Raw genomic sequence first — 18,990 nt, 5'->3', positions numbered from 1 at the left:
GGCACGAACCGAGATTTCCTGTGGGTGCCGGGCTCAGAGGAGCTCCAGCAGGAACGGGAGTTCCTGGGCGGCGTACCAGGCGAGCTGGTGGTCCTCGGCGTCGCCGAGCACGAATTCGGCGTCGGCGTCGCCCATATCGGCGGCGTCGATGACCTCGACGGCCTTGGCGACCTCGGATTCGGCCTCGGCCAGATCCACGTGGATCGAGGCGATGCGCTCGTAGGGGACGGCCGCGGAGAGCCGGACCACGGCGTCGTCCAGATCCGGGCGCAGGGTCGCGCCGTCCACGTCGGCGGCGATGACCGCGCGGCGGAAGATCGGTCCTTTGGGGGCGGCGTCGGTCTCGTCGCCAGCGTCCTCGCCGCCCAGATCCGCGGCCGCCGATTCCTCGGCGAGCAGCCGCAGCGACGCGCGGGCGGCCTCCGCCATGGCGACCTCGGCCAGTTCGTCGTCGTCCCCGGAGGCGTAGGCCTCGCGCAGCGCGGGGGTCACCGCGAAGGCGGTGTCGTTGATCGCGCGAATCTCGCGGTCCGCGACGAGCTCTCGCAGCATCGGCACGGTGGCCGGGATGTAGACCCGTAGCTTCTTCGATACGCGGGACGACTCACTGGACGCAGGCACCGAGCATCTCCTCCATCGACTCGTGCACCGAAGCGGTCAGCACCGCGATGTCCGCCATGGCGTCGCGATCGGCGGTGAGTCCGTAGAACACCCGTCCGTCGTAGGACGTGAGCCCGATGCTCAGAGCCTGAAAGCGCAGCAGCGGCGACACCGGGTACATCTCCAGCATCCGCGCGCCGCCTATGTACATGGCCTGCTGCGGACCCGGCGCGTTGGTGATCACCAGATTGAACGTGTGCTCTGCAAAAGTACTCGCCGAGCGCACGCTCATGGCATGCAGGCTCGCCGGGGCGAATCCGGCCATGTGCACCAGCGTCCGGGCGCGCACCCCGCGTTGATGCCGGGAGTGGGCCTCGGTGGCGTGCTTGATGTGCGACATGCGGATGACCGGATTCGGTTCGCCCACCGGCAGATCCAGCAGCAGCGAGGTGACCTCGCCCGCGGGTTTCAGCTCGCCGTGCGGGCCGTCGGCGTAGACCGACATGGGCACCACTGCGCGCAGTTGATCGGCCTCGGTGAGCACCTGCCCGCGTGAGAGCAGCCAGTTGCGCAGCGCGCCGGTCACCACCGCGAGGATCACGTCGTTGATGGAGCAGTCGAACCGTTTGCGGATCTTGCGGTAGTCCTCGAGATCGGTGCGCACCACCGCGAAGCGGCGGTTGCGGGAGGTTCGCGTGTTCAGGGGACTGTCGGGCGCGCCGATGGCCGCGGCGCGCACCATGGACACCAGCTTCTGCACCGCCTTGCCGGTGGCGTCGACCATGGCGAATGCCTCCGCCATGTGATGGCGCGCCACCTCCAGGCCCTCGCGCGGCTGGGTCGCCAGGTGCAGCACCGCGCCGACCAGCAATTCGACGTCCGCGGGTTCGCGATGCGCGACCCAGGCGTCGTCGGCGACCTCGCGGGGCGCGGTGGAGGTGTCCAGGATCACATGCCCGATCTCGAGCGCGCTGTCGCCGTCGACCAGAGCGGAATGGGTCTTGGTGAAGATGGCGCAGCGGCCCTCGGACAGACCCTCGACCAGGTACATCTCCCACAGCGGCCGGGTGTGGTCCAGCGGCCGGGATGCCAAGCGCGCCACCAGATCCAGCAGCTGCTCGTCGGTGCCCGGCTCGGGCAGTGCCGAGCGCCGAATGTGATAGGTGATGTCGAAATGGCTGTCGTCCACCCACACCGGGCGGCCCAGCGCGAACGGGATCTCGCGCACCTTGCGGCGGTAGAGCGGCACCAGCGGCAGCCGCGCCTCGACCAACGACACCAGGCGCTCGTAATCGAGCGGTCCGGGGCCGGACTTGGCGGTCGGCGCCGGATTGCGCAGGATGGCCAGGGAGCCGATGTGCATCGGGTTGCTGCTGGATTCCAGCCGGTAGAACGACGCGTCCTGCGGCGTCAGTCTGGTGATCACGCTGCCCGCTACTCCCTAGTCCCTGCCTGCGCCCGCAGTTTTCCCCCTGCCGAGGCGTCGGCTGTCCACGGCATGCGCCGTCCGAGAGGCAAGCTATCGCAATCCGATCACCTGGGGGAATGGATGGGCGACACTGCCCGAGATCCCACGCCGTCGTCGGCGTCCCCTGCTCCGGACGCGTGGGCGCAGGCCTGCGCGCGCCGGACCCCCTACATCGTACGTCAGGGGTAACGAAACAGCCTCGGACGCAATGGCATTCGCTGGGAGGTCGCCAGGGCGCGAATCACGGGCCCGGCAACCGGGTTTTCACAGGTTCTCCTCAGCGGCCCGGCCATCGCCTGCGCAGTTCAGCACCTACGATGGGCTCCGGATTACCATGGCTAGTGATTGCGCGCCCGCGCGCAGGCTTCCCGCCATGGTGGGGGCTACCGACAACACCGACCAGAGGACTACAAGACCCGTGCCTGCGCTGAGTTTTTCAAGGTTGCTACGGATTGGTGAAGGTCGCACGGTCAAGCGGCTCGCGAGTCTGGCGGACGAGGTCATTGCCCTCGACGAGGAGTTCGCCGCCCTCTCCGACGCCGAGCTCCAGGCCAAGACGGCGGAGTTCAAGCAGCGCTACGAGGACGGCGAGACCCTCGACGAACTGCTGCTGGAGGCCTTCGCGACCGCGCGGGAAGCGTCCTGGCGAGTGCTCAACCAGAAGCACTACAAGGTGCAGATCATGGGCGGCGGCGCGCTGCACATCGGCAATGTGGCGGAGATGAAGACCGGTGAGGGCAAGACCCTGACCTGTGTGCTGCCCGCCTACCTCAACGCCATTTCCGGCGAGGGCGTGCACGTCGTCACCGTCAACGACTATCTGGCCAAGCGCGACGCCGAGTGGATGGGTCGCGTGCACCGCTTCCTCGGCCTCGAGGTCGGCGTGATCCTGGGCGGCATGACCCCGGCCGAGCGCCGCGAGGCCTACGCCGCCGACATCACCTACGGCACGAACAACGAGTTCGGCTTCGACTACCTGCGCGACAATATGACCCACTCGCTGGACGATCTGGTCCAGCGCGGGCACAACTTCGCCATCGTCGACGAGGTCGACTCCATCCTCATCGACGAGGCCCGCACCCCGCTGATCATCTCGGGCCCGGCCGACGCCTCCTCGAAGTGGTACGCGGAGTTCGCGCGCATCGCCCCGCTGCTGAAGAAGGACCTGCACTACGAGGTCGACATCAAGAAGCGCACCATCGGTGTGCACGAGGCCGGTGTCGAATTCGTCGAGGACCAGCTGGGCATCGACAACCTCTACGAGGCCGCCAACTCGCCGCTGGTGAGCTACCTGAACAACGCCATCAAGGCCAAGGAGCTCTACACCAAGGACAAGGACTACATCGTCCGCAACGGCGAGGTCATCATCGTCGACGAGTTCACCGGTCGAATCCTGGTGGGCCGCCGCTACAACGAGGGCATGCACCAGGCCATCGAGGCCAAGGAAGGCGTGGAGATCCAGCCGGAGAACCAGACGCTGGCCACCATCACGCTGCAGAACTACTTCCGCCTCTACGACAAGCTCTCGGGCATGACCGGTACCGCCGAGACCGAGGCGGCCGAGCTGCACCAGACCTACGGCCTGGGCGTGGTGCCGATCCCGACCAACAAGCCGATGATCCGCCAGGATCAGTCCGACCTGATCTACAAGACCGAAGAGGCCAAGTACGCCGCGGTCGCCGACGACATTCAGGAGAAGCACGAGCAGGGTCAGCCGGTCCTGGTCGGCACCACCTCGGTCGAGCGCTCGGAGTACCTGTCCAAGCTGCTGACCAAGCGCGGCATTCCGCACAACGTGCTGAACGCCAAGTTCCACGAGCAGGAAGCGCAGATCGTCGCCGAGGCCGGTCGCCCGGGCGCAGTCACCGTCGCGACCAATATGGCCGGTCGTGGTACCGACATCGTGCTCGGCGGCAACCCGGACATCATCGCCGACATCCTGCTGCGCCGTCAGGGCCTGGACCCGGTCGAGACCCCGGACGAGTACGAGGCCCAGTGGCACCCGACCCTGGAGCGGGTCAAGGAACAGGTCGAGGCGGACGCCGAGGCCGTGCGCGAGGCGGGTGGCCTCTACGTGCTCGGCACCGAGCGCCACGAGTCGCGGCGCATCGACAACCAGCTGCGCGGTCGCTCCGGCCGTCAGGGCGACCCGGGCGAGTCCCGGTTCTACCTGTCGCTGGGTGACGAGTTGATGCGGCGCTTCAATGGCGCTGCGCTGGAATCGATCATGACCCGCCTGAATCTGCCGGACGATGTGCCGATCGAGGCCAAGATGGTCTCGCGTGCCATCAAGTCCGCGCAGACCCAGGTCGAGCAGCAGAACTTCGAGATCCGCAAGAACGTCCTCAAGTACGACGAGGTCATGAACCAGCAGCGCAAGGTGATCTACGCCGAGCGCGCCCGCATCCTCAATGGCGAGGACATGGAGGGCCAGGTCCAGGAGATGATCACCGACGTGATCACCGCCTACGTCAACGCCGCCACCGCCGAGGGCTACGTCGAGGACTGGGATCTGGAGAAGCTGTGGGGCGCGCTGAAGACGCTGTACCCCATCGGCATCAACTACAAGGACCTCACCGGTGAGAGCGAGACCGGCGAGATCGGCGAGCTGTCCCGCGAGGAACTCCTGGAGGCCGTCCTCGAGGACGCGCACGCCGCCTACGAGAACCGCGAGAACGAGATCGACGGCCTCGCGGGCGAGGGCAGCATGCGCAATCTGGAACGCCAGATCCTGCTGAGCGTCCTGGACCGCAAGTGGCGCGAGCACCTCTACGAGATGGACTACCTCAAGGAGGGCATCGGTCTGCGCGCCATGGCGCAGCGCGATCCGCTGGTCGAGTACCAGCGCGAGGGCTTCGACATGTTCGCGGCCATGCTCGACGGCCTCAAGGAGGAGTCGGTCGGCTTCCTGTTCAACCTCCAGGTCGAGGTGCAGCAGCCGCAGCCGGTCGGGGTGAACGTGGCCGCGGGCCTGCAGTCCCCGGTCGGCAACCGTCCGCTGCCCACCCAGGAGGACGCCGCCCAGGCGGGCAATGGCGCTCCGGCGGCCCTGCGCGCCAAGGGCATCGACGAGTCCGGCCCCCGCGGCCTGTCCTACTCCGGTCCCGACGAGGGCGGCCACGCCGCCATCCGCAGCGACCACGACGAGTACGGCAACGAGGACGGCCAGGGCGGCACCCGCCGCGAGCGCCGCGAGGCCGCCCGCGCCCAGCAGAAGCAAGACCGCGCCCCCCGCACCAAGCGTCGGCACTAGGTCTACGGAACACGGTGAGCCCCGGGTGTTTTCACCCGGGGCTCACCGTTTTTCCGTGTCGCGCCAGCGTGTTCGGCCGGTCATGAAACAGTCATGAACCGTGGGGTGGAATGATTCCAGTCCGGTCGCCGAGGGGCGGCCGAGAAGGAAGAAGGAAACACCTCATGCGCAAGACTCTCGCTGTGACCGCTATGGCCCTGGGCATCGCCGGGTTCGGTGTCGGCGTCGCCCACGCCGAGTCCTACTACGGCGGCAACTACGCCACCATCGACGCCTGTGTCGCCGACGGCTCGAAGGGCTCGTGGGTCACCCCGGACGGCGTCGCCATCGACGGCAACCAGGGTTGGCAGTACAGCTGCGACCCGCAGGCCGACGGCACCTTCAACCTGACCCTCTTCCGCTGATCGGTCTCAGCGACAAACGCCCCCGGCGAATTCGCCGGGGGCGCTGTGTATTTCGGATGTTCCAGCATTTCGGATGTGCCAGTGTTTCGGTCGATCCGGTCGCTCATCAGACGCCGAGGGCCTCGATCACCAGGCGGGCGGCGGCCCCGCCGGAGTACTGCTGCTGCCCGGTGATCAGGTTCCCGTCCCGCACCGCGTGCGCCCGGAATCGGCCCTGCACAATGAAATTCGTGCCGTCCAGCTTGCGCGCCTCGTCCTCGATGCGGAACGGCTGGATCTGCTGCCCGACGAACTCGTCGGCGTAATCCTCCTCGCTATTGGCGAATCCGGTCCAGGTGCGCCCGGTGACCGCGAGCCGACCATCGGGCAGCGTGGCCTTCAGCAGGACGCAGGTGGCGTGGCACAGGACCGCGGTGAGCCGGTTCGCCGCGATGCGCGCGGCCACCAGCTCGTGGATCCGGTGGTCGTCGTAGAAGGTGTACATCGGCGCCTGCCCGCCGACCAGGAACACCGCGTCGTAGGCGTCGGTGTCCTCTTCCGAGAGTTTGCGTGAATTCTCCACCAGCGCATGGTGTTTCGGTGACGATTTGAATCCGAGGCTGATGAGATCGTGTGCGCTGTAGCCGGATTCGTCCAGCGGGTCGCTCCAGGCGTCGGCCTCCAGCGCACCGCCTTCGGGGCTGGCGATATTCACCTCGTACCCGTGCTCGGTGAATTCCCAATAGGGATGACTCAATTCGGACCACCAGAATCCGATCGGCCATCCGGTCTGTCGCGACACCGCGGGATTCGATGCCACGATGAGGACCCGCTTGGGTTGGTTCGGGTCCAGGATGTCCACGGTTGCGCTCACCGTCCACACCTTTCTGTTCGTGCGTGCGGCGGTTGTGTTCCACCGCACTCCGACCCCGATTGTGCGAGCCTCGCGGTGTAGGGTCAGGGAGTTCGCGCGCAGCGAAAATGATTGGCGCTCCGAATGTTTCGCCCCCTTGACGATTCCTGACGCACTCCCCGTGAATGTTATTCACATCCATTTCACTTCATGAGTCGCGTGGAAAATGGGCAAAGATATCGCCCGAACGAACCTGGGCGTTAAGTGAATTACACCCCTCAATTTTGTGATCTGCGTCATTCGAGGACATTTTGTGCCAGTTGCCGGACCCGACTTGGTTGCAGGCTATTAGCTCGTCTAAATTTCGGGGTGTGTGGGAGGAGCCAATGCTGTACGGGCGGGAACGAGAACGGATCCAATTGGATCGGGTCCTGGGCGCGGTGCGCGCGGGACAGGGGGCGGGGCTCGTGCTCTACGGCGAACCCGCGATCGGAAAGTCCACTCTGTTGCGGGCCACCGTCGACCGCGCCACGGACTTCCGGGTGCTGCGCTGCCAGGGCATTTCGACCGAATCGGAACTGCGGTACGCCGCACTGCACGAACTGCTGCTGCCGGTGGCCGACCGGCTGCGCATGCTGCCGCCGACCCAGGCGCGGGCGCTGGGCGCGGTGCTGGGGCTGGAATCGGCGACCCCCGATGTCTTCTTGGTCGGCGCGGCCCTGGTGCGACTGTTGTCCGCGCTGGCCACCCAGGGTCCGCTGCTGCTGGTGGTGGACGAAGCGCGACTGGTGGACCCGGAATCCGCGCAGGCGCTGGTCTTCGCCATCCGCCGCCTGTCCGCGGTGCCGGTGGCCTTGCTGGTGGCCCTGCGCGATGACCCGGCCGACACGCTCTGGCGCGAACTGCCCGCCCTGGCCGTCGGCGGTCTGCCCGACGCCGAGGCGCGTCGCCTGATCGCCGACCGCTACGGCCCGCTCGGCGCGCTGCGGCTGGCCCGCATCCTCGCCGTCGCCGGTGGGAACCCGCTGGCATTGCACGAATTGCCGGGCGTGGTCGGGGAACTGGCGGGCACCGCGCCCGAACCCATGGCACTGGGACCCGGTGTGCGGGCCGCCTTCCGCGAGCGCGTGGCGGCCCTGCCCGCCGATGTGCGCGTGCTGCTGACCGTGGCCGCCACCGAGACGCGCGGCGTGCTCGGCACCGTCACCGAGGCCGCCGCCGCGCTCGGGGCCGGTCCGACCGCCTGGGAGGCCGCCACCTCCGCGGGCCTGCTCGCGGTCGGCGACGGCCGGGTGGAACGCACCCACGCGCTGCTGTGCGCGGCGGTCCACGATGCCGCCACCCCGGCGCAGCGGCGGGCCGCGCAACTGGCCGTGGCGGCCGCGCTGACCGGGCCGGGCGAGGCGGATCTGCGAATCTGGCACCGCGCCATGGCCTCCGACCGACCCGACGAGCGGCTCGCGGCGATGCTGTCCGAACGCGCCGCGCGGGCCGACCACGGCTCGCTCACCGCCGCGGCCATGCTGCGCCAGGCCGCCGCGATCAGCCCCGACCCGGAGCGGGCGGGGGAGCGGCTGGCCGCGGCCGGTCGATTCGCCTGGGCCGCCGGGGATATCGCCTCGGCGCGCGGCCTGCTCGACCGCGCCACCGCCCGCCTGGGTGCCGAACGCGCCGCGACCGCGAGCCTCGGACTGGCCGGACTGCTGGAATTCGTTGCGGGAGAACCGGAACGGGCCGCCAGCCTGTTGCTGCGCGATGCCGAACTGGTGGATCCCGACACCGCGGCCAACCTGCGCCTCGACGCCGACCGGGCGCGCTGGTCCGCCGGGCACGGCATCCTCGAGCTGGATCCGGCGGAAATCACCGTGCGAGACGGTATTTCACGCTTCCACTCCATGATCCGGCCGCTACCGCCCGCACCCCTGGTGCTGCTGTGGGGCCTGGCCGACCGGGCCCTCGAGCCCTACACCCAGGCCGCCGCCCGACTGCGCGGCAGTGCCGCCCCGGCCGCGGTGTCGCTGCTGCCGCAGCTGGCCATCATCCAGTTCGCCAACGGCCGCTTTCCGGCCGCCCAGCAGACCCTGGCCGAGGCATTCGAGCTGGCCGAGGCCGGTGGCGTGGAGAATCTGCTGGCGCACTGCTGGTCGCTGCGCGCGAAAATCGAAGCGCTGCGCGGTGATTCGGATGCCGTGCGGGACGCCGCGGATCGTGCGCTGGCGCTGGCGCGCCCGCGCCGGGCGCAATCGCTGATCGCCTCCGCGCATTGGCATCTGGGCTTCCACGCGCTCAGCCTGGGCGATCCGGAGACCGCGTATCTGCGGCTGCGCACCCTCGCCCAGCCCGGCCACGACGCCCGCCACCCCACCTATTCCCGGCTGGCCGCGGTGGATCTGGTGGAAGCGGCCACCCGGGTGGGCCGCCACGCGGAGGCGGCCGAGTACTACGCGGACATTCGCGACTGGGCGCTGCGCTCCCGCGCCGACTGGGCGATCGCGGCCGCCTACACCTGCCGGGCACTGCTGAGCACCGACGAGCGCGCCGACCGCTACTTCCGGCGCGCCCTGGCCGTCCGCCGCAGCCGCCACGACCTGAATCACGTACGCGCCCAACTGCTCTACGGCAAATGGCTGCGCCGGGTGCGCCGCCGCGCCGATGCCGCCGAGCAATTGCGCGCGGCCGCCGAGGCGTTCGAGCGGATGGGCGCGAACCAGTGGGTGCTGCGCGCCCGGCAGGAGTTGGAGCTCACCGGGCGGCGCGCCGCGCCGGTCACCGCGCACGGCGAGACCTCGGTGCTGACCGCGCAGGAGCAGCGGGTGGCGCGACTGGCCGCCCAGGGGCTGACCAATCGGGAGATCGGGACCGAACTGTTCCTGAGCCCGCGCACGGTGGGCCATCACCTCTCGCGGGTGTTCGGCAAGCTGGGGCTGAGCGGGCGCGCCGATCTGGTCGACGTCGACTTCGACAACGGCATGCGAATCGTGCGCCCGCGCTGAGGATTTCGTGCTCCCTATTCCAGGTGCACCGATTCGCCCCAGTAGCGCGGATCCCAATTGATGAGGATCATGCCCGCGACGCTGCCGGTGCAACCGCCGCAGGCGTGCACCTGGATCAGGCTGTCCACATCGGTGTCACCGGCCAGCACGGCGCGGGTGGACAGCCACACGGCCCGCAGGTGCAGGGCGGCGGGTTTGCCGCAGCGCACACACTCGGGTAACCCGTCGTGCGGGTCGTTGCGCCCGATTCGCACCTCGGGCGTCACGGGCGCGCCGGGGCCGAGGGCGTCGTCGAGGAGCGGCGAGAATTCCTTGCGCTCACGGTCTTCCACCCGCGCAGGCTAACCAGTTCCGTCGGCGCCCGCATCCCCTGCGATCAGGATCGACGTCCCCCTTCGACACCGATCCTGATCGGGGGAGCCGGAATCCCGTGGGATCCGTGCGAATCAGCGGTCTTTTCCGCTGCGGTCGAATGTTTATCACGCGATCTTCTGGGAATGCAATGGGAGTGCGTATTGGCCAGCCCCCAATTCGGGTGGCGGCCACGCGCCCGCATTCTACTCGCGCACAACGCATTCAAAATCGGTCGCTGTATCGGTCACCGTATCGGTCATTGTTGAAAGATTCGGAATCGCATATCCCCCATGCGATCTCAGCCGCTGAGACGGCCCGTAAATCGAGTTTGTTCGCGCTTCCCGAACCGAGGTAACTTGCAATGTGCGCGAGATTCAGGTGCTCCGGGGGCGGGAACGAGAACAGTCCGAACTGTCTCGTGTTGTGAGCGAAGCACTCGCGGGACGCGGTGGCGGATTGGTGCTGTGGGGTGCACCGGGGATCGGGAAAACCGCACTGCTTCGCGATGCGGAACGGCACGCAGGCGAATTTCTCGTCATCACCTGTCGGGGATTTCCGGCCGAATCCGAACTGGATTTCGCGGCTCTGCACGAACTGCTGATTCCGTTGGCGGACCGACTCACCGAGCTGCCCGCCCCGCAGGCGCGGGCACTGGCCGCCGCCCTCGGTCGCGAGACCGGTCCGGCCGACCCGTTCCTGGTGGGCGCGGCATTGGTCACGATGCTGTCGACGGTGGCCGCGCAACGGCCGGTGCTGCTGGTCGTCGACGACGCCCATTGGGTGGACGCCGCCACCGCCCGCGCCCTGACCTTCGCCCTGCGCCGCCTGGCCGCCGACCGGGTCGCGCTGCTGGTGGCGGTGAGCGACTGGGCGGCCGTGCCCGCCTGGCACGCGCTGCCGGTGCTTCCGATCGGCCCGCTGGCGGACGAACCGGCGCGCGAGCTGCTGTCCCAGCGGGTGGGCGCGCTCGGCGCGCCGCGCATCGCCCGCATTCTGCGGGTCGCAGACGGGAATCCGCTGGCGCTGCGGGAACTTCCGATCGGGGCCGAGGAATTCGCGGGAATCGGTTGGGGCCCGGTGCCCTTCGGCCCGCTGCTGCGCGCGTCCTTCGCCGGGCGGCTGGCCGAACTGGCCGAACCGGTGCGCACCCTGCTCACCGTGGCGGCCGCCGAGGACCGCGGCATGCTGTCCGCCGTCACCGCCGCGGCGGGTCGGCTCGGGGTCACCGCCGCGCACTGGGAGTCGGCGTTGTCGTCCGGTCTGCTCGCGATCACCGACGGCCACGTCGAGCGCCGCCAGCGTCTGCTCTGCGGTGCGGCCTACGACGCCGCCGCCCCGGCCCTGCGTCGCGCGGTCCACCTCGCTCTGGCCGATGCCCTGCGGGGCCCCGAGCACGACGAACTGCGCACCTGGCATCTGGCCGTCGTCATCGAGGGCACGAATCCCGCACTGGCCCAGGCGCTCTCGGACGGTGCCGAACGGGTGCGGGCGCGGGCCGGAACGCTGGCCGCGGCCGCCGTGCTGCGCCGCGCGGCCGCCATCACCCCGGACCCGGTGCTGGCCGGGGTGCGCCTGGCCACCGCGGCCCGATACGCCTGGGAGGGCGGCGATCTCGAGTCCGCGCGCCGCCTGCTCGCCCTCGCGGAAACCCGCGCCCCCGTCACCGAGACCGCGGCGGCCGCCACCGGCCTGGCCGGTCTGCTCGAACTGTTCGCCGGTGAGCCCGCCGTCGCGCGCACCCTGCTACTGCGCGATGCCGCGGCCGTCGAGGAGCGGGATCCCGTCGCCGCGAACTGGTTACGACTGCTGGTCGATCGGGTGAGCTGGGTGCTGGGCACCGACGAGGACCCCGCGATCGCGCGCGAGCTCGACGATCTCGACGCCGAACCCGCGCCCGCGGCGGCCGCCCGGCTGCTGCTGCCCGCCGCGCAACTGCTGGAGTGGGGTCTGGCCCAGCGGGCGCTCGAACCGTATCTGGCGGTGGCCGCGGGCATGCGCCAGGGCGACACCCGCGCGGCCGCGGTCGGCCTGCTCCCACAGGTGGCCATCGTGCAATTCGCGTGCGGCCGTTGGGAAGCGGGGGAGCAGACGCTTACCGAGGCGTTCGAGCTGGCGCGCGGCGCGGGCGCGGACAATATCCTCGCCGCATGCTGGAACCTGCGGGCCCGGCTGGCCGCGCAACGCGGGGAGGCGAAGGTGGTGGCGCGGGCCGTCGAGCGCTCGCTGGCGGTGTCGCGCCCGCACGGCATTCCCTCGCTCATCGCGGGGGCCTACTGGCACCACGGATTCCACGCCCTGACCGCCGGTGACGCCGAGACCGCCTACCGCCGCCTGCGCGTGCTGTATCAGCCCGGGCACGAGGCCGCGCATCCCACCATCGCCCGGCTGGCCACGGTCGACCTGGTCGAATCCGCCTGCCGCGTGGGCCGTTTCGAGGAGGCCGCGGCGCGAGCCGACCTGATCGTGGCCTGGGCCCGCCATTCGCGCGCCCGCTGGGCCATCGCCGCCGCCCACACCTGCCGGGCGCTGCTCGCCGACGAGGACCGCGCCGAGCACCACTACCGCCGCGCCCTGGCGTGGAGCGACGCCCGACACACCAACTTCGGCCGCGCCCGCACCCAACTGCTCTACGGCAAGTGGCTGCGCCGCGTGCGTCGACGCCGCGACGCCGCCGAGCAATTGCGGTCCGCCGCCGATGCTTTCGAGCTCATCGGCGCGACGGCCTGGGCGGCCCGGGCCCGTGTCGAACTCGATCTCACCGGCACCGGCAGCGCCAAGCACACCGGGGGCACGACACCCTTGACCGCGCAGGAGTCCCAGGTCGCCCGGCTGGCCGCACAGGGGCTCACCAATCGCGAGATCGGCGCGGAACTGTTCCTGAGCCCCCGCACGGTCGGCCACCACATGTCCCGGATTCTCGAAAAGCTCGGCCTCACCGGCCGTTCCGAATTGCGCGGCATCGATTTCGACAACGGCATGCGCCTGATCCGCCCACGCTGAGTCGCTATCCGCGATGTAGCGGTGCGGTTCGCACGAGGCAGCGAATCCTCCGCAAGCTACAGGCGGGTGAGCTCGAAAATCCGGAATCGGCGATTGCCCGCGAGCCGCTGCTCCATGGCGTATCCCGGCCAGAATTCCAGGGCCCGCCGCCAGGCCCGATCCCGATCGTCCCCGGTCAGCTGTTTCACCGACACCGGGAACCGGTCCTGTCGAACCCGCAGTTCGGCACGATCGGTGCCGCGCAGATTGGCCGACCAGGCGGGCTGCTCGTGCTTTCCCCAATTCGACGCGACAATCAGGAACTTCTTCTCGTCGTAGAGATCGGGCACATAGAGCAGGGTGACCGTGCGCGGAATTCCGGTGCGGCGTCCCGGCACCGTCAGCTGTAGCGCGGGCAGCCCCGCCACATCCAATATCCCCTTGCGCCCCTTGGTGACTCGCCGGGTGAACCGCTCCAGCGCGAAGACCGCCGGTGCGGTGCGCATGGTCGTGCGGCGGCGGGCCAGCGTGCGGCCCAGTCGGGGCAGCGGATTCCAGCGTCCGGGCGCGTCGGGCCGCCGACGCCATTCAGCGAAAGCCATGCCCCCGATTATGTTTGCCCATTCGCCGCTAGGGAGCCCAACGTGCCCGATCCCACTCGTCCTGCCAATCGTGCGGATCCGCCGGAGAACGGTCGTCCTCGTGTGCGCGCGCCAATTCCGCGGGCCGATTCGGTGCCTCGGCGTCCTTGTTCGGCAATTCCCCGGCTGCGCCCTCCGAGCCTTTGACAGCGCCCCGCGCGGCCTTGGCGGTTCGGTGCCGCCGCTCGCTGGCGGGCGGCGGTTCGGGGATTTTCTCGCCCATGAGGTTCCCTTCGTGCCGGTTATGCACAAAAGGTATCGAATGGGCGATTTATCAGCTAACTCAGGGTTCGGTGTGTCCGCGAAACCACGGGTCGTTCGAATTCAGGGCGGTGAGCAGACGCCGAATGGCCGCCACACGCGCTTGTTTGCCCGGTAGCTCGTCCAACGCGCACTCCGGATCCGCGGGCGGACCCAGATGGGTGCAGCCGCGCGGGCAGTCCTCGATGGCGTCGGCCAGATCCGAGAACGCCTGAATGACATCGTCGGGGGTGATGTGGGCCAGCCCGAAGGACCGCACGCCCGGGGTGTCGATGACCCAGCCGCCGTCCTTCAACGGCAGCGCCACCGACTGGGTCGAGGTGTGCCGCCCCTTGCCCACGCCCGACACCTCGCCGACCGCCCGATCCGCGTCCGGGACGAGGCGGTTCACCAGGGTCGACTTGCCGACCCCGGAGTGCCCGATGAGCGCGGTGAGCTTGTCGTCGAGCAGGTCCAGCACCGGCTCCACCGGATCCTCGATGCCGCCGTAGACAATGGTCAGATCCAAATCCTCGAAGGCCGAGGCGAATTCGGAGTCGGCCGCCAGATCGTGTTTGGTCAGGCACAGAATCGGTTCCAGCCCACCGACATACGCCGCCACCATGGCCCGCTCCACGAACCCGGTGCGCGGCGGCGGATCGGCCAGCGCCACCACGATGAACAGCTGCTCGGCATTGGCGACCACCACCCGCTCGAACGGATCGGTGTCATCGGCGGTGCGGCGCAACACCGTTCGCCGATCGGCCACCCGCACGATGCGGGCCAGGGTGTCGGGCTTGCCGGACAGGTCGCCGACCAGATCCACCCGATCGCCGACCACGATCGGGGTGCGGCCCAGCTCGCGCGCCCGCATAGCCGTCACCGGCCGATCCGGATCGTCGTCCAGCACGCACCCCCAGCGCCCGCGATCCACCGAAACCACCATGGCCGCTTCGGCATCCAGATGCTGCGGCCGGGTCTTGGTGCGCGGGCGCGAGCCCTTGCCCGGGCGCACCCGGACATCGGACTCGTCGTACTCGCGCCGCCTCAGTGCTCTACTCCGGCCAGCATGCCGTCCCACAGTTGCACGAAATTCGGCAGCGTCTTGGCGGTGGTGCCGATGTCCTCGATCTCCACACCCGGCGTCACCAGGCCGATAATCGCTCCGGCCGTGGCCATTCGGTGATCGGCGTAGGAGCGCCACTGGCCGCCGCTGAGCGGGTTGGGCACGATGGTCAGCCCGTCCTCGGTCTCGGTCACCTTGCCGCCCAGGCGGTTGATCTCGGTGGCCAGGGCCGCCAGCCGGTCGGTCTCGTGCCCGCGCAGGTGCGCGATGCCGCGCAGCCGCGACGGCGAATCCGCCAGTGCCGCAAGGGCGGCCACGGTCGGGGTCAACTCGCCCACGTCGTGCAGATCGATGTCGATGCCCGCCAGCCGTTCCGGACCTCGCACGGTGAGCACGCTGTCGTAGAAGCGGGCCTCCGCGCCCATGCGCACCAGGATCTCGCGGATCACGTCGCCGGGCTGGGTGGTGTACCGGGGCCAGTGCGGAATGCTCACCTCGCCACCGGTGACGGCCGCGGCCGCCAGGAACGGGGTGGCATTGGACAGGTCCGGCTCGATCTCCCAGTCCACCGCCCGAATCGGCCCGGGCGCGACGGTCCAGGTCTGCGCCTTGCGCGGATCCGTCGGCGCGTCCACCCGCACGTCGGCGCGCCGCAGCATCTCGACGGTCATCTCGATGTGCGGCATGGAGGGCAGCTGCCCGCCGTCGTGATTGACCGTGACGCCCTGCTCGAATCGCGCCGCCGACAGCAGCAGCCCGGACACGAACTGTGAGGAGCCCGACGCGTCGATGGTCACCGGCCCGCCGCGCAGCGATCCCATCCCGTGCACCACGAAGGGCAGCTGATTGCCGTCGATATCGAGGCCCAGCGTGCGCAGCGCCTCCAGGATCGTGCCCAGCGGCCGCACCCGCGCCTGCTCGTCCCCGTCGAAGGCCACATCGCCGTGCGCCAGCGCCGCCACCGGCGGCAGGAACCGCATGATGGTGCCCGCCAGCCCGCAATCGACCACGGCACTGGTGAATTCGGTCGGCGGGGTGACGACGAGCGTCTCGGCCTCGCCCTCGATGCCCACGCCCATGGCCCGCAGCGCGTCGATCATGAGGTTGGTGTCCCGACTGCGCAGCGCGCCGGTCAGGGTGGACGGCCGATCCGCCAGCGCGGCGAGAATCAGGGCCCGATTGGTAATGGATTTGGACCCGGGCAGGGTCACGGTCGCGTGGACGGGAACTCGGACGTGGGGCGCGGGCCAGAAAGTCACGTCCCTATCCTCCCAAACGATCGGGGTGTCGCGGGCGTTGCGTCCGTTTCCGGGGCGGGTTGAATCGAGCTAGACGTATACGTATATGAGTACGTATACTGGTCCGGTGATCGATCCCATCAGCCTCGTCATCGGGGGCGCGCTCGTCGGCGGCGGCTGGCTCGCGGGCCGGGTCAGCGCTCGCCGAACCAAGTCCGAACAGCAGAGTCCGGCAGTCTGCGGCTGCGGCCACGACCTGGCCCTGCACGACCGCGAAGCGGGACACTGCCACGCCGAGACCTTCCGCAAGACCGGTGTCGGCTTCAAGGCCTGGGCGCGCTGCAACTGCCAGCGCTACACGGGCCCGACCCCGCTGGAAGAGTTCTTCGCCCCGCCGCCGCTGCCGCCCGTCTCATAATGTCGAATGCCGGTCTCCTGCAAGGAGACCGGCATTCGCGAGTGTCAACTTATTTGGCGCGCCCGTGAACCAGCGGCACGATCTTGCGCAGCAGCTTCATGGTGCGGTCGGTCCGGGTGTAGGACAGCAATGCCATGCCCGGAATCGTGAAGCGCTGCACCGCGATCGAGTGCGGCCGCGCGAATTCCAGCAGGCCGGGCGCGCCGTGAATGCGGCCGATGCCCGAGTCGCGGACGCCGCCGAAGGGCAGTCCGGAGATGGCGGCGTAGGAGAGCACCGAATTCACCGAGGTGCAGCCGACTTCCAGCCGCCGGGCGATCTCCATGCCCTGCTTCTTGGAGTAGACCGCCGAGCCCAGACCGTACTTGCTCTTGTTGGTCAGCTCCACGGCCTCGTCGATGCCGTTCACGGTGCGAATGGTGACGGTCGGCCCGAACGTCTCCTCGCACACCGCCTCCGAGGACTCGTCCACATCCACCAGCACGACCGGCTCGATGAAGGGGCCCTTGACGGATTCGGGCCCGCCCAGCACGGCCTTGCCGCCGTTCTTCAGGGCGTCCTCGATGTGGCGGCGCACGATATCGACCTGGCTGGGCATGGTCATCGGACCGTAGGCGGCCTTGGCGTCCGAACCCGGCTTGATATCGGTGAGAATGCGCTTCACCTCGGCGATGAACTCGTCGGCGATCGACTTGTCCACGTACACCCGCTCGACGCCCGCGCAGGTCTGGCCGGAGTTGGCCGTCGCACCCCAGGCGACCGCGTCCGCGGCGGCCTTGATGTCGGCGTCAGCGGCCACGATCACCGCGTCCTTGCCGCCGCACTCCAGCAGCACCGGGGTGAGGGTGTCGGCGGCCGCTGCCATGATCTTCTTGCCGGTCGCGGTGGACCCGGTGAAGGCCAGCTTGTCGACACCGGATTTGACCAGCGCCGCGCCGGTGGCGCCGTAGCCGTTGACGGTGATGAACACGCCGTCCGGCAGTTCCGGATTCGCCTCGGCGAACGCCTTGGCCACGAAATTGCCGATGCCGGTGGAGTATTCGCTCGGCTTGAAGACCACGCAGTTGCCCGCGGCCAGCGCGTAGGCGATGGAGCCGTTGGGGGTGTAGACCGGGTAATTCCACGGCCCGATCACGCCGACCACGCCCAGCGGGCGGTACTCCAGGTGGGCGGCGAAATTGGCCATGAACGCGCCCGGGGAGACCTTGCGCGGCTTGAGCACCTTCTCGGCATTGGAGGCGGCCCACTTGATGTGCTCGAGGGCCAGCATGAGCTCGAGGAACGCGTCGTCGAGCGGCTTGCCGTTCTCGGCGTGGATGAGCTCGCTGAGTTCATCGGATTTCTCGACCAACTTCGAGCCCCAGCGCAGCACATGCTTCTTGCGTTCGGCGTAGCTCAGCGCACCCCAGGTGGCGGCCGCGGTCCGGGCCTTGGCGACGGCCGCGTGTACCGCCGCCTCATCATCGATCTGGTACGTGGCGAGGGTCTCGCCGGTGGCGGGGTTGACGGACGTCAGCGTGTCGGCCTGATCGAGCGGGGCGGTTTCGGTGGCAGTCATGATTGGCGGCGATCCCTTGAGGATGAGAGTGTGATGAGACGAACGTCTCACACCACCCAAGTGATGTCAATTGCCATCACATTGTGCGCGAGTCATCGCCGACGTGGCTCGGCTGCGGGTGTCGGTGGGCGGTGGCAGCGTGTCGGTGGGTGGTGGGAGCATGGTCGGCATGTGCGGTAGGTATGCGACTACGACGAATCCCGCGAAGCTGGCCGTCGAGCTCGACGCTATCGACGAGACCGACGACAAGGGCTTCAGCCCCAATTACAACGTGGCCCCGACCAATCAGGTGCTCACGGTCGTCGAGCGGCACGACCGCGACCATCCGGAGGATCCGGCCACGCTGCGCATCCGGGCCATGCGCTGGGGCCTGATTCCGGTGTGGACCAAGGCCGCCGAGCCCGGCGTCCCGGTCAAGGGCAAGCCGCTGTTCAACGCCCGCGCCGACAAGGCCGCCACCACCGCCTCCTTCCGCGACGCCGTGAAGAAGCGCCGCTGCCTGGTGCCCATGGACGGCTGGTACGAGTGGGTGACCGAATCGGATTCGCTCGGAAAGGCCGTCAAGCGGCCGTATTTCATGTCCAAGTCCGATGGCGGGCGGCTCTACATGGCCGGTCTCTGGTCGGTCTGGCGCGACCGCAGCCTGGGTGACGACGCGAAACCGCTGCTGTCCTGCACGATCCTGACCACCGATTCGGTCGGTGAGCTGACCAAGATCCACGACCGCATGCCGCTGCCCATGCCGCGCGAGCACTGGGACGCCTGGCTGGACCCGGACCACCCGGCCCCCGAAGAGCTGCTGGAAACCCCGTCCCCCGAGGCGGTTTCGGACATCCTCATGCGCGAGGTGCCGTCGCTGGTGAACAGCGTCAAGAACAATGGCCCCGAGCTATTGGGCAAGGTAGACGAACAGGCCGGTCAGATCAGTCTGATCTGACCGGCCCGC

At 69.1% G+C, this 18,990-nt stretch carries 15 protein-coding genes; 6 read left to right on the top strand and 9 right to left on the bottom strand.

From position 1 onward, the window contains the following. Positions 1-33 precede the first annotated feature (33 nt). Complete coding sequence (locus tag VMT40_RS18240; protein ID WP_442790001.1) at positions 34-621, bottom strand: DUF6912 family protein; 588 nt, start codon at positions 619-621, stop codon at positions 34-36. Next, positions 605-2,026: a WS/DGAT/MGAT family O-acyltransferase gene (locus VMT40_RS18235; protein ID WP_326359506.1), complete on the bottom strand. Its 1,422-nt coding sequence runs from the start codon at positions 2,024-2,026 to the stop codon at positions 605-607. The genes VMT40_RS18240 and VMT40_RS18235 overlap by 17 nt, the downstream gene beginning before the upstream one ends. Before the next feature lie 460 nt (positions 2,027-2,486). Between VMT40_RS18235 and secA the strand changes: the two genes are divergently transcribed. Beyond that, positions 2,487-5,321, top strand: a complete 2,835-nt coding sequence (gene secA, locus VMT40_RS18230; RefSeq protein ID WP_326359504.1) for a preprotein translocase subunit SecA — start codon at positions 2,487-2,489, stop codon at positions 5,319-5,321. Between the two features lie 164 nt (positions 5,322-5,485). Continuing rightward, positions 5,486-5,725, top strand: coding sequence for a hypothetical protein (locus VMT40_RS18225; protein ID WP_326306626.1), 240 nt, complete (start codon positions 5,486-5,488; stop codon positions 5,723-5,725). Between the two features lie 106 nt (positions 5,726-5,831). On the opposite strand, the gene VMT40_RS18220 is transcribed toward VMT40_RS18225, so the two are convergent. Continuing rightward, positions 5,832-6,578 (bottom strand): type 1 glutamine amidotransferase domain-containing protein, encoded by a 747-nt coding sequence (locus VMT40_RS18220; RefSeq protein ID WP_326359503.1) that lies wholly within the window; start codon positions 6,576-6,578, stop codon positions 5,832-5,834. Between the two features lie 365 nt (positions 6,579-6,943). On the opposite strand from VMT40_RS18220, the gene VMT40_RS18215 reads away from it, so the two are divergent. Continuing rightward, entirely contained in the window at positions 6,944-9,550 is a 2,607-nt protein-coding gene (locus VMT40_RS18215) for a helix-turn-helix transcriptional regulator (RefSeq protein ID WP_326359502.1), read from the top strand. Positions 9,551-9,564: 14 nt separating this feature from the next. On the opposite strand, the gene VMT40_RS18210 is transcribed toward VMT40_RS18215, so the two are convergent. After that, on the bottom strand, positions 9,565-9,882 hold the full coding sequence (locus VMT40_RS18210; protein WP_326359501.1) for a hypothetical protein: 318 nt from the start codon (positions 9,880-9,882) through the stop codon (positions 9,565-9,567). A 385-nt stretch (positions 9,883-10,267) separates the two neighbouring features. On the opposite strand from VMT40_RS18210, the gene VMT40_RS18205 reads away from it, so the two are divergent. Continuing rightward, positions 10,268-12,904 (top strand): helix-turn-helix transcriptional regulator, encoded by a 2,637-nt coding sequence (locus VMT40_RS18205; protein WP_326359500.1) that lies wholly within the window; start codon positions 10,268-10,270, stop codon positions 12,902-12,904. Between the two features lie 56 nt (positions 12,905-12,960). Here VMT40_RS18205 and VMT40_RS18200 read toward each other — a convergent pair whose 3' ends face one another. The 4 genes from VMT40_RS18200 to aroA are packed head-to-tail and all read right to left on the bottom strand — an operon-like array spanning position 12,961 to position 16,089. Continuing rightward, positions 12,961-13,485 carry a nitroreductase family deazaflavin-dependent oxidoreductase gene (locus tag VMT40_RS18200; RefSeq protein ID WP_326359499.1) on the bottom strand — a complete coding sequence of 175 codons (525 nt, stop codon included), beginning with the start codon at positions 13,483-13,485 and terminating at the stop codon, positions 12,961-12,963. Positions 13,486-13,513: 28 nt separating this feature from the next. Continuing rightward, positions 13,514-13,747: a hypothetical protein gene (locus VMT40_RS18195; protein WP_326359498.1), complete on the bottom strand. Its 234-nt coding sequence runs from the start codon at positions 13,745-13,747 to the stop codon at positions 13,514-13,516. 60 nt (positions 13,748-13,807) lie between these two features. Continuing rightward, positions 13,808-14,845 carry a ribosome small subunit-dependent GTPase A gene (gene rsgA / locus VMT40_RS18190; protein WP_326359497.1) on the bottom strand — a complete coding sequence of 346 codons (1,038 nt, stop codon included), beginning with the start codon at positions 14,843-14,845 and terminating at the stop codon, positions 13,808-13,810. Then, a complete protein-coding gene (gene aroA, locus VMT40_RS18185; RefSeq protein WP_326359496.1) occupies positions 14,812-16,089 on the bottom strand; it encodes a 3-phosphoshikimate 1-carboxyvinyltransferase in 1,278 nt (425 codons plus the stop codon). The genes rsgA and aroA overlap by 34 nt, the downstream gene beginning before the upstream one ends. An 85-nt stretch (positions 16,090-16,174) precedes the next feature. Between aroA and VMT40_RS18180 the strand changes: the two genes are divergently transcribed. Then, the gene (locus VMT40_RS18180) at positions 16,175-16,486 is read left to right on the top strand and encodes a hypothetical protein (RefSeq protein WP_326359495.1); all 312 of its coding nucleotides are present in this window, start codon (positions 16,175-16,177) and stop codon (positions 16,484-16,486) included. A gap of 49 nt (positions 16,487-16,535) precedes the next feature. Here VMT40_RS18180 and VMT40_RS18175 read toward each other — a convergent pair whose 3' ends face one another. Continuing rightward, positions 16,536-18,044 (bottom strand): aldehyde dehydrogenase family protein, encoded by a 1,509-nt coding sequence (locus VMT40_RS18175; RefSeq protein WP_326359494.1) that lies wholly within the window; start codon positions 18,042-18,044, stop codon positions 16,536-16,538. Positions 18,045-18,213: 169 nt separating this feature from the next. On the opposite strand from VMT40_RS18175, the gene VMT40_RS18170 reads away from it, so the two are divergent. Next, on the top strand, positions 18,214-18,981 hold the full coding sequence (locus tag VMT40_RS18170; protein WP_326360238.1) for an SOS response-associated peptidase: 768 nt from the start codon (positions 18,214-18,216) through the stop codon (positions 18,979-18,981). The last annotated feature ends 9 nt before the right edge of the window (positions 18,982-18,990 follow it).

It is taken from the genome of Nocardia sp. CDC160 (assembly GCF_035818795.1).
In the GTDB taxonomy this organism is placed as follows: domain Bacteria; phylum Actinomycetota; class Actinomycetes; order Mycobacteriales; family Mycobacteriaceae; genus Nocardia.
This window is presented reverse-complemented; position numbering and strand designations above follow the sequence as displayed.

Excerpts from the sequence above, each read along its gene's own strand:
- VMT40_RS18180 (WP_326359495.1), top strand. The coding sequence starts at position 16,175 with ATGAGTACGTATACTGGTCCGGTGATCGATCCCATCAGCCTCGTCATC.
- VMT40_RS18195 (WP_326359498.1), bottom strand. The coding sequence starts at position 13,747 with ATGGGCGAGAAAATCCCCGAACCGCCGCCCGCCAGCGAGCGGCGGCAC.
- VMT40_RS18200 (WP_326359499.1), bottom strand. The coding sequence starts at position 13,485 with ATGGCTTTCGCTGAATGGCGTCGGCGGCCCGACGCGCCCGGACGCTGG.
- VMT40_RS18225 (WP_326306626.1), top strand. The coding sequence starts at position 5,486 with ATGCGCAAGACTCTCGCTGTGACCGCTATGGCCCTGGGCATCGCCGGG.
- VMT40_RS18175 (WP_326359494.1), bottom strand. The coding sequence starts at position 18,044 with ATGACTGCCACCGAAACCGCCCCGCTCGATCAGGCCGACACGCTGACG.
- VMT40_RS18215 (WP_326359502.1), top strand. The coding sequence starts at position 6,944 with ATGCTGTACGGGCGGGAACGAGAACGGATCCAATTGGATCGGGTCCTG.
- VMT40_RS18170 (WP_326360238.1), top strand. The coding sequence starts at position 18,214 with ATGTGCGGTAGGTATGCGACTACGACGAATCCCGCGAAGCTGGCCGTC.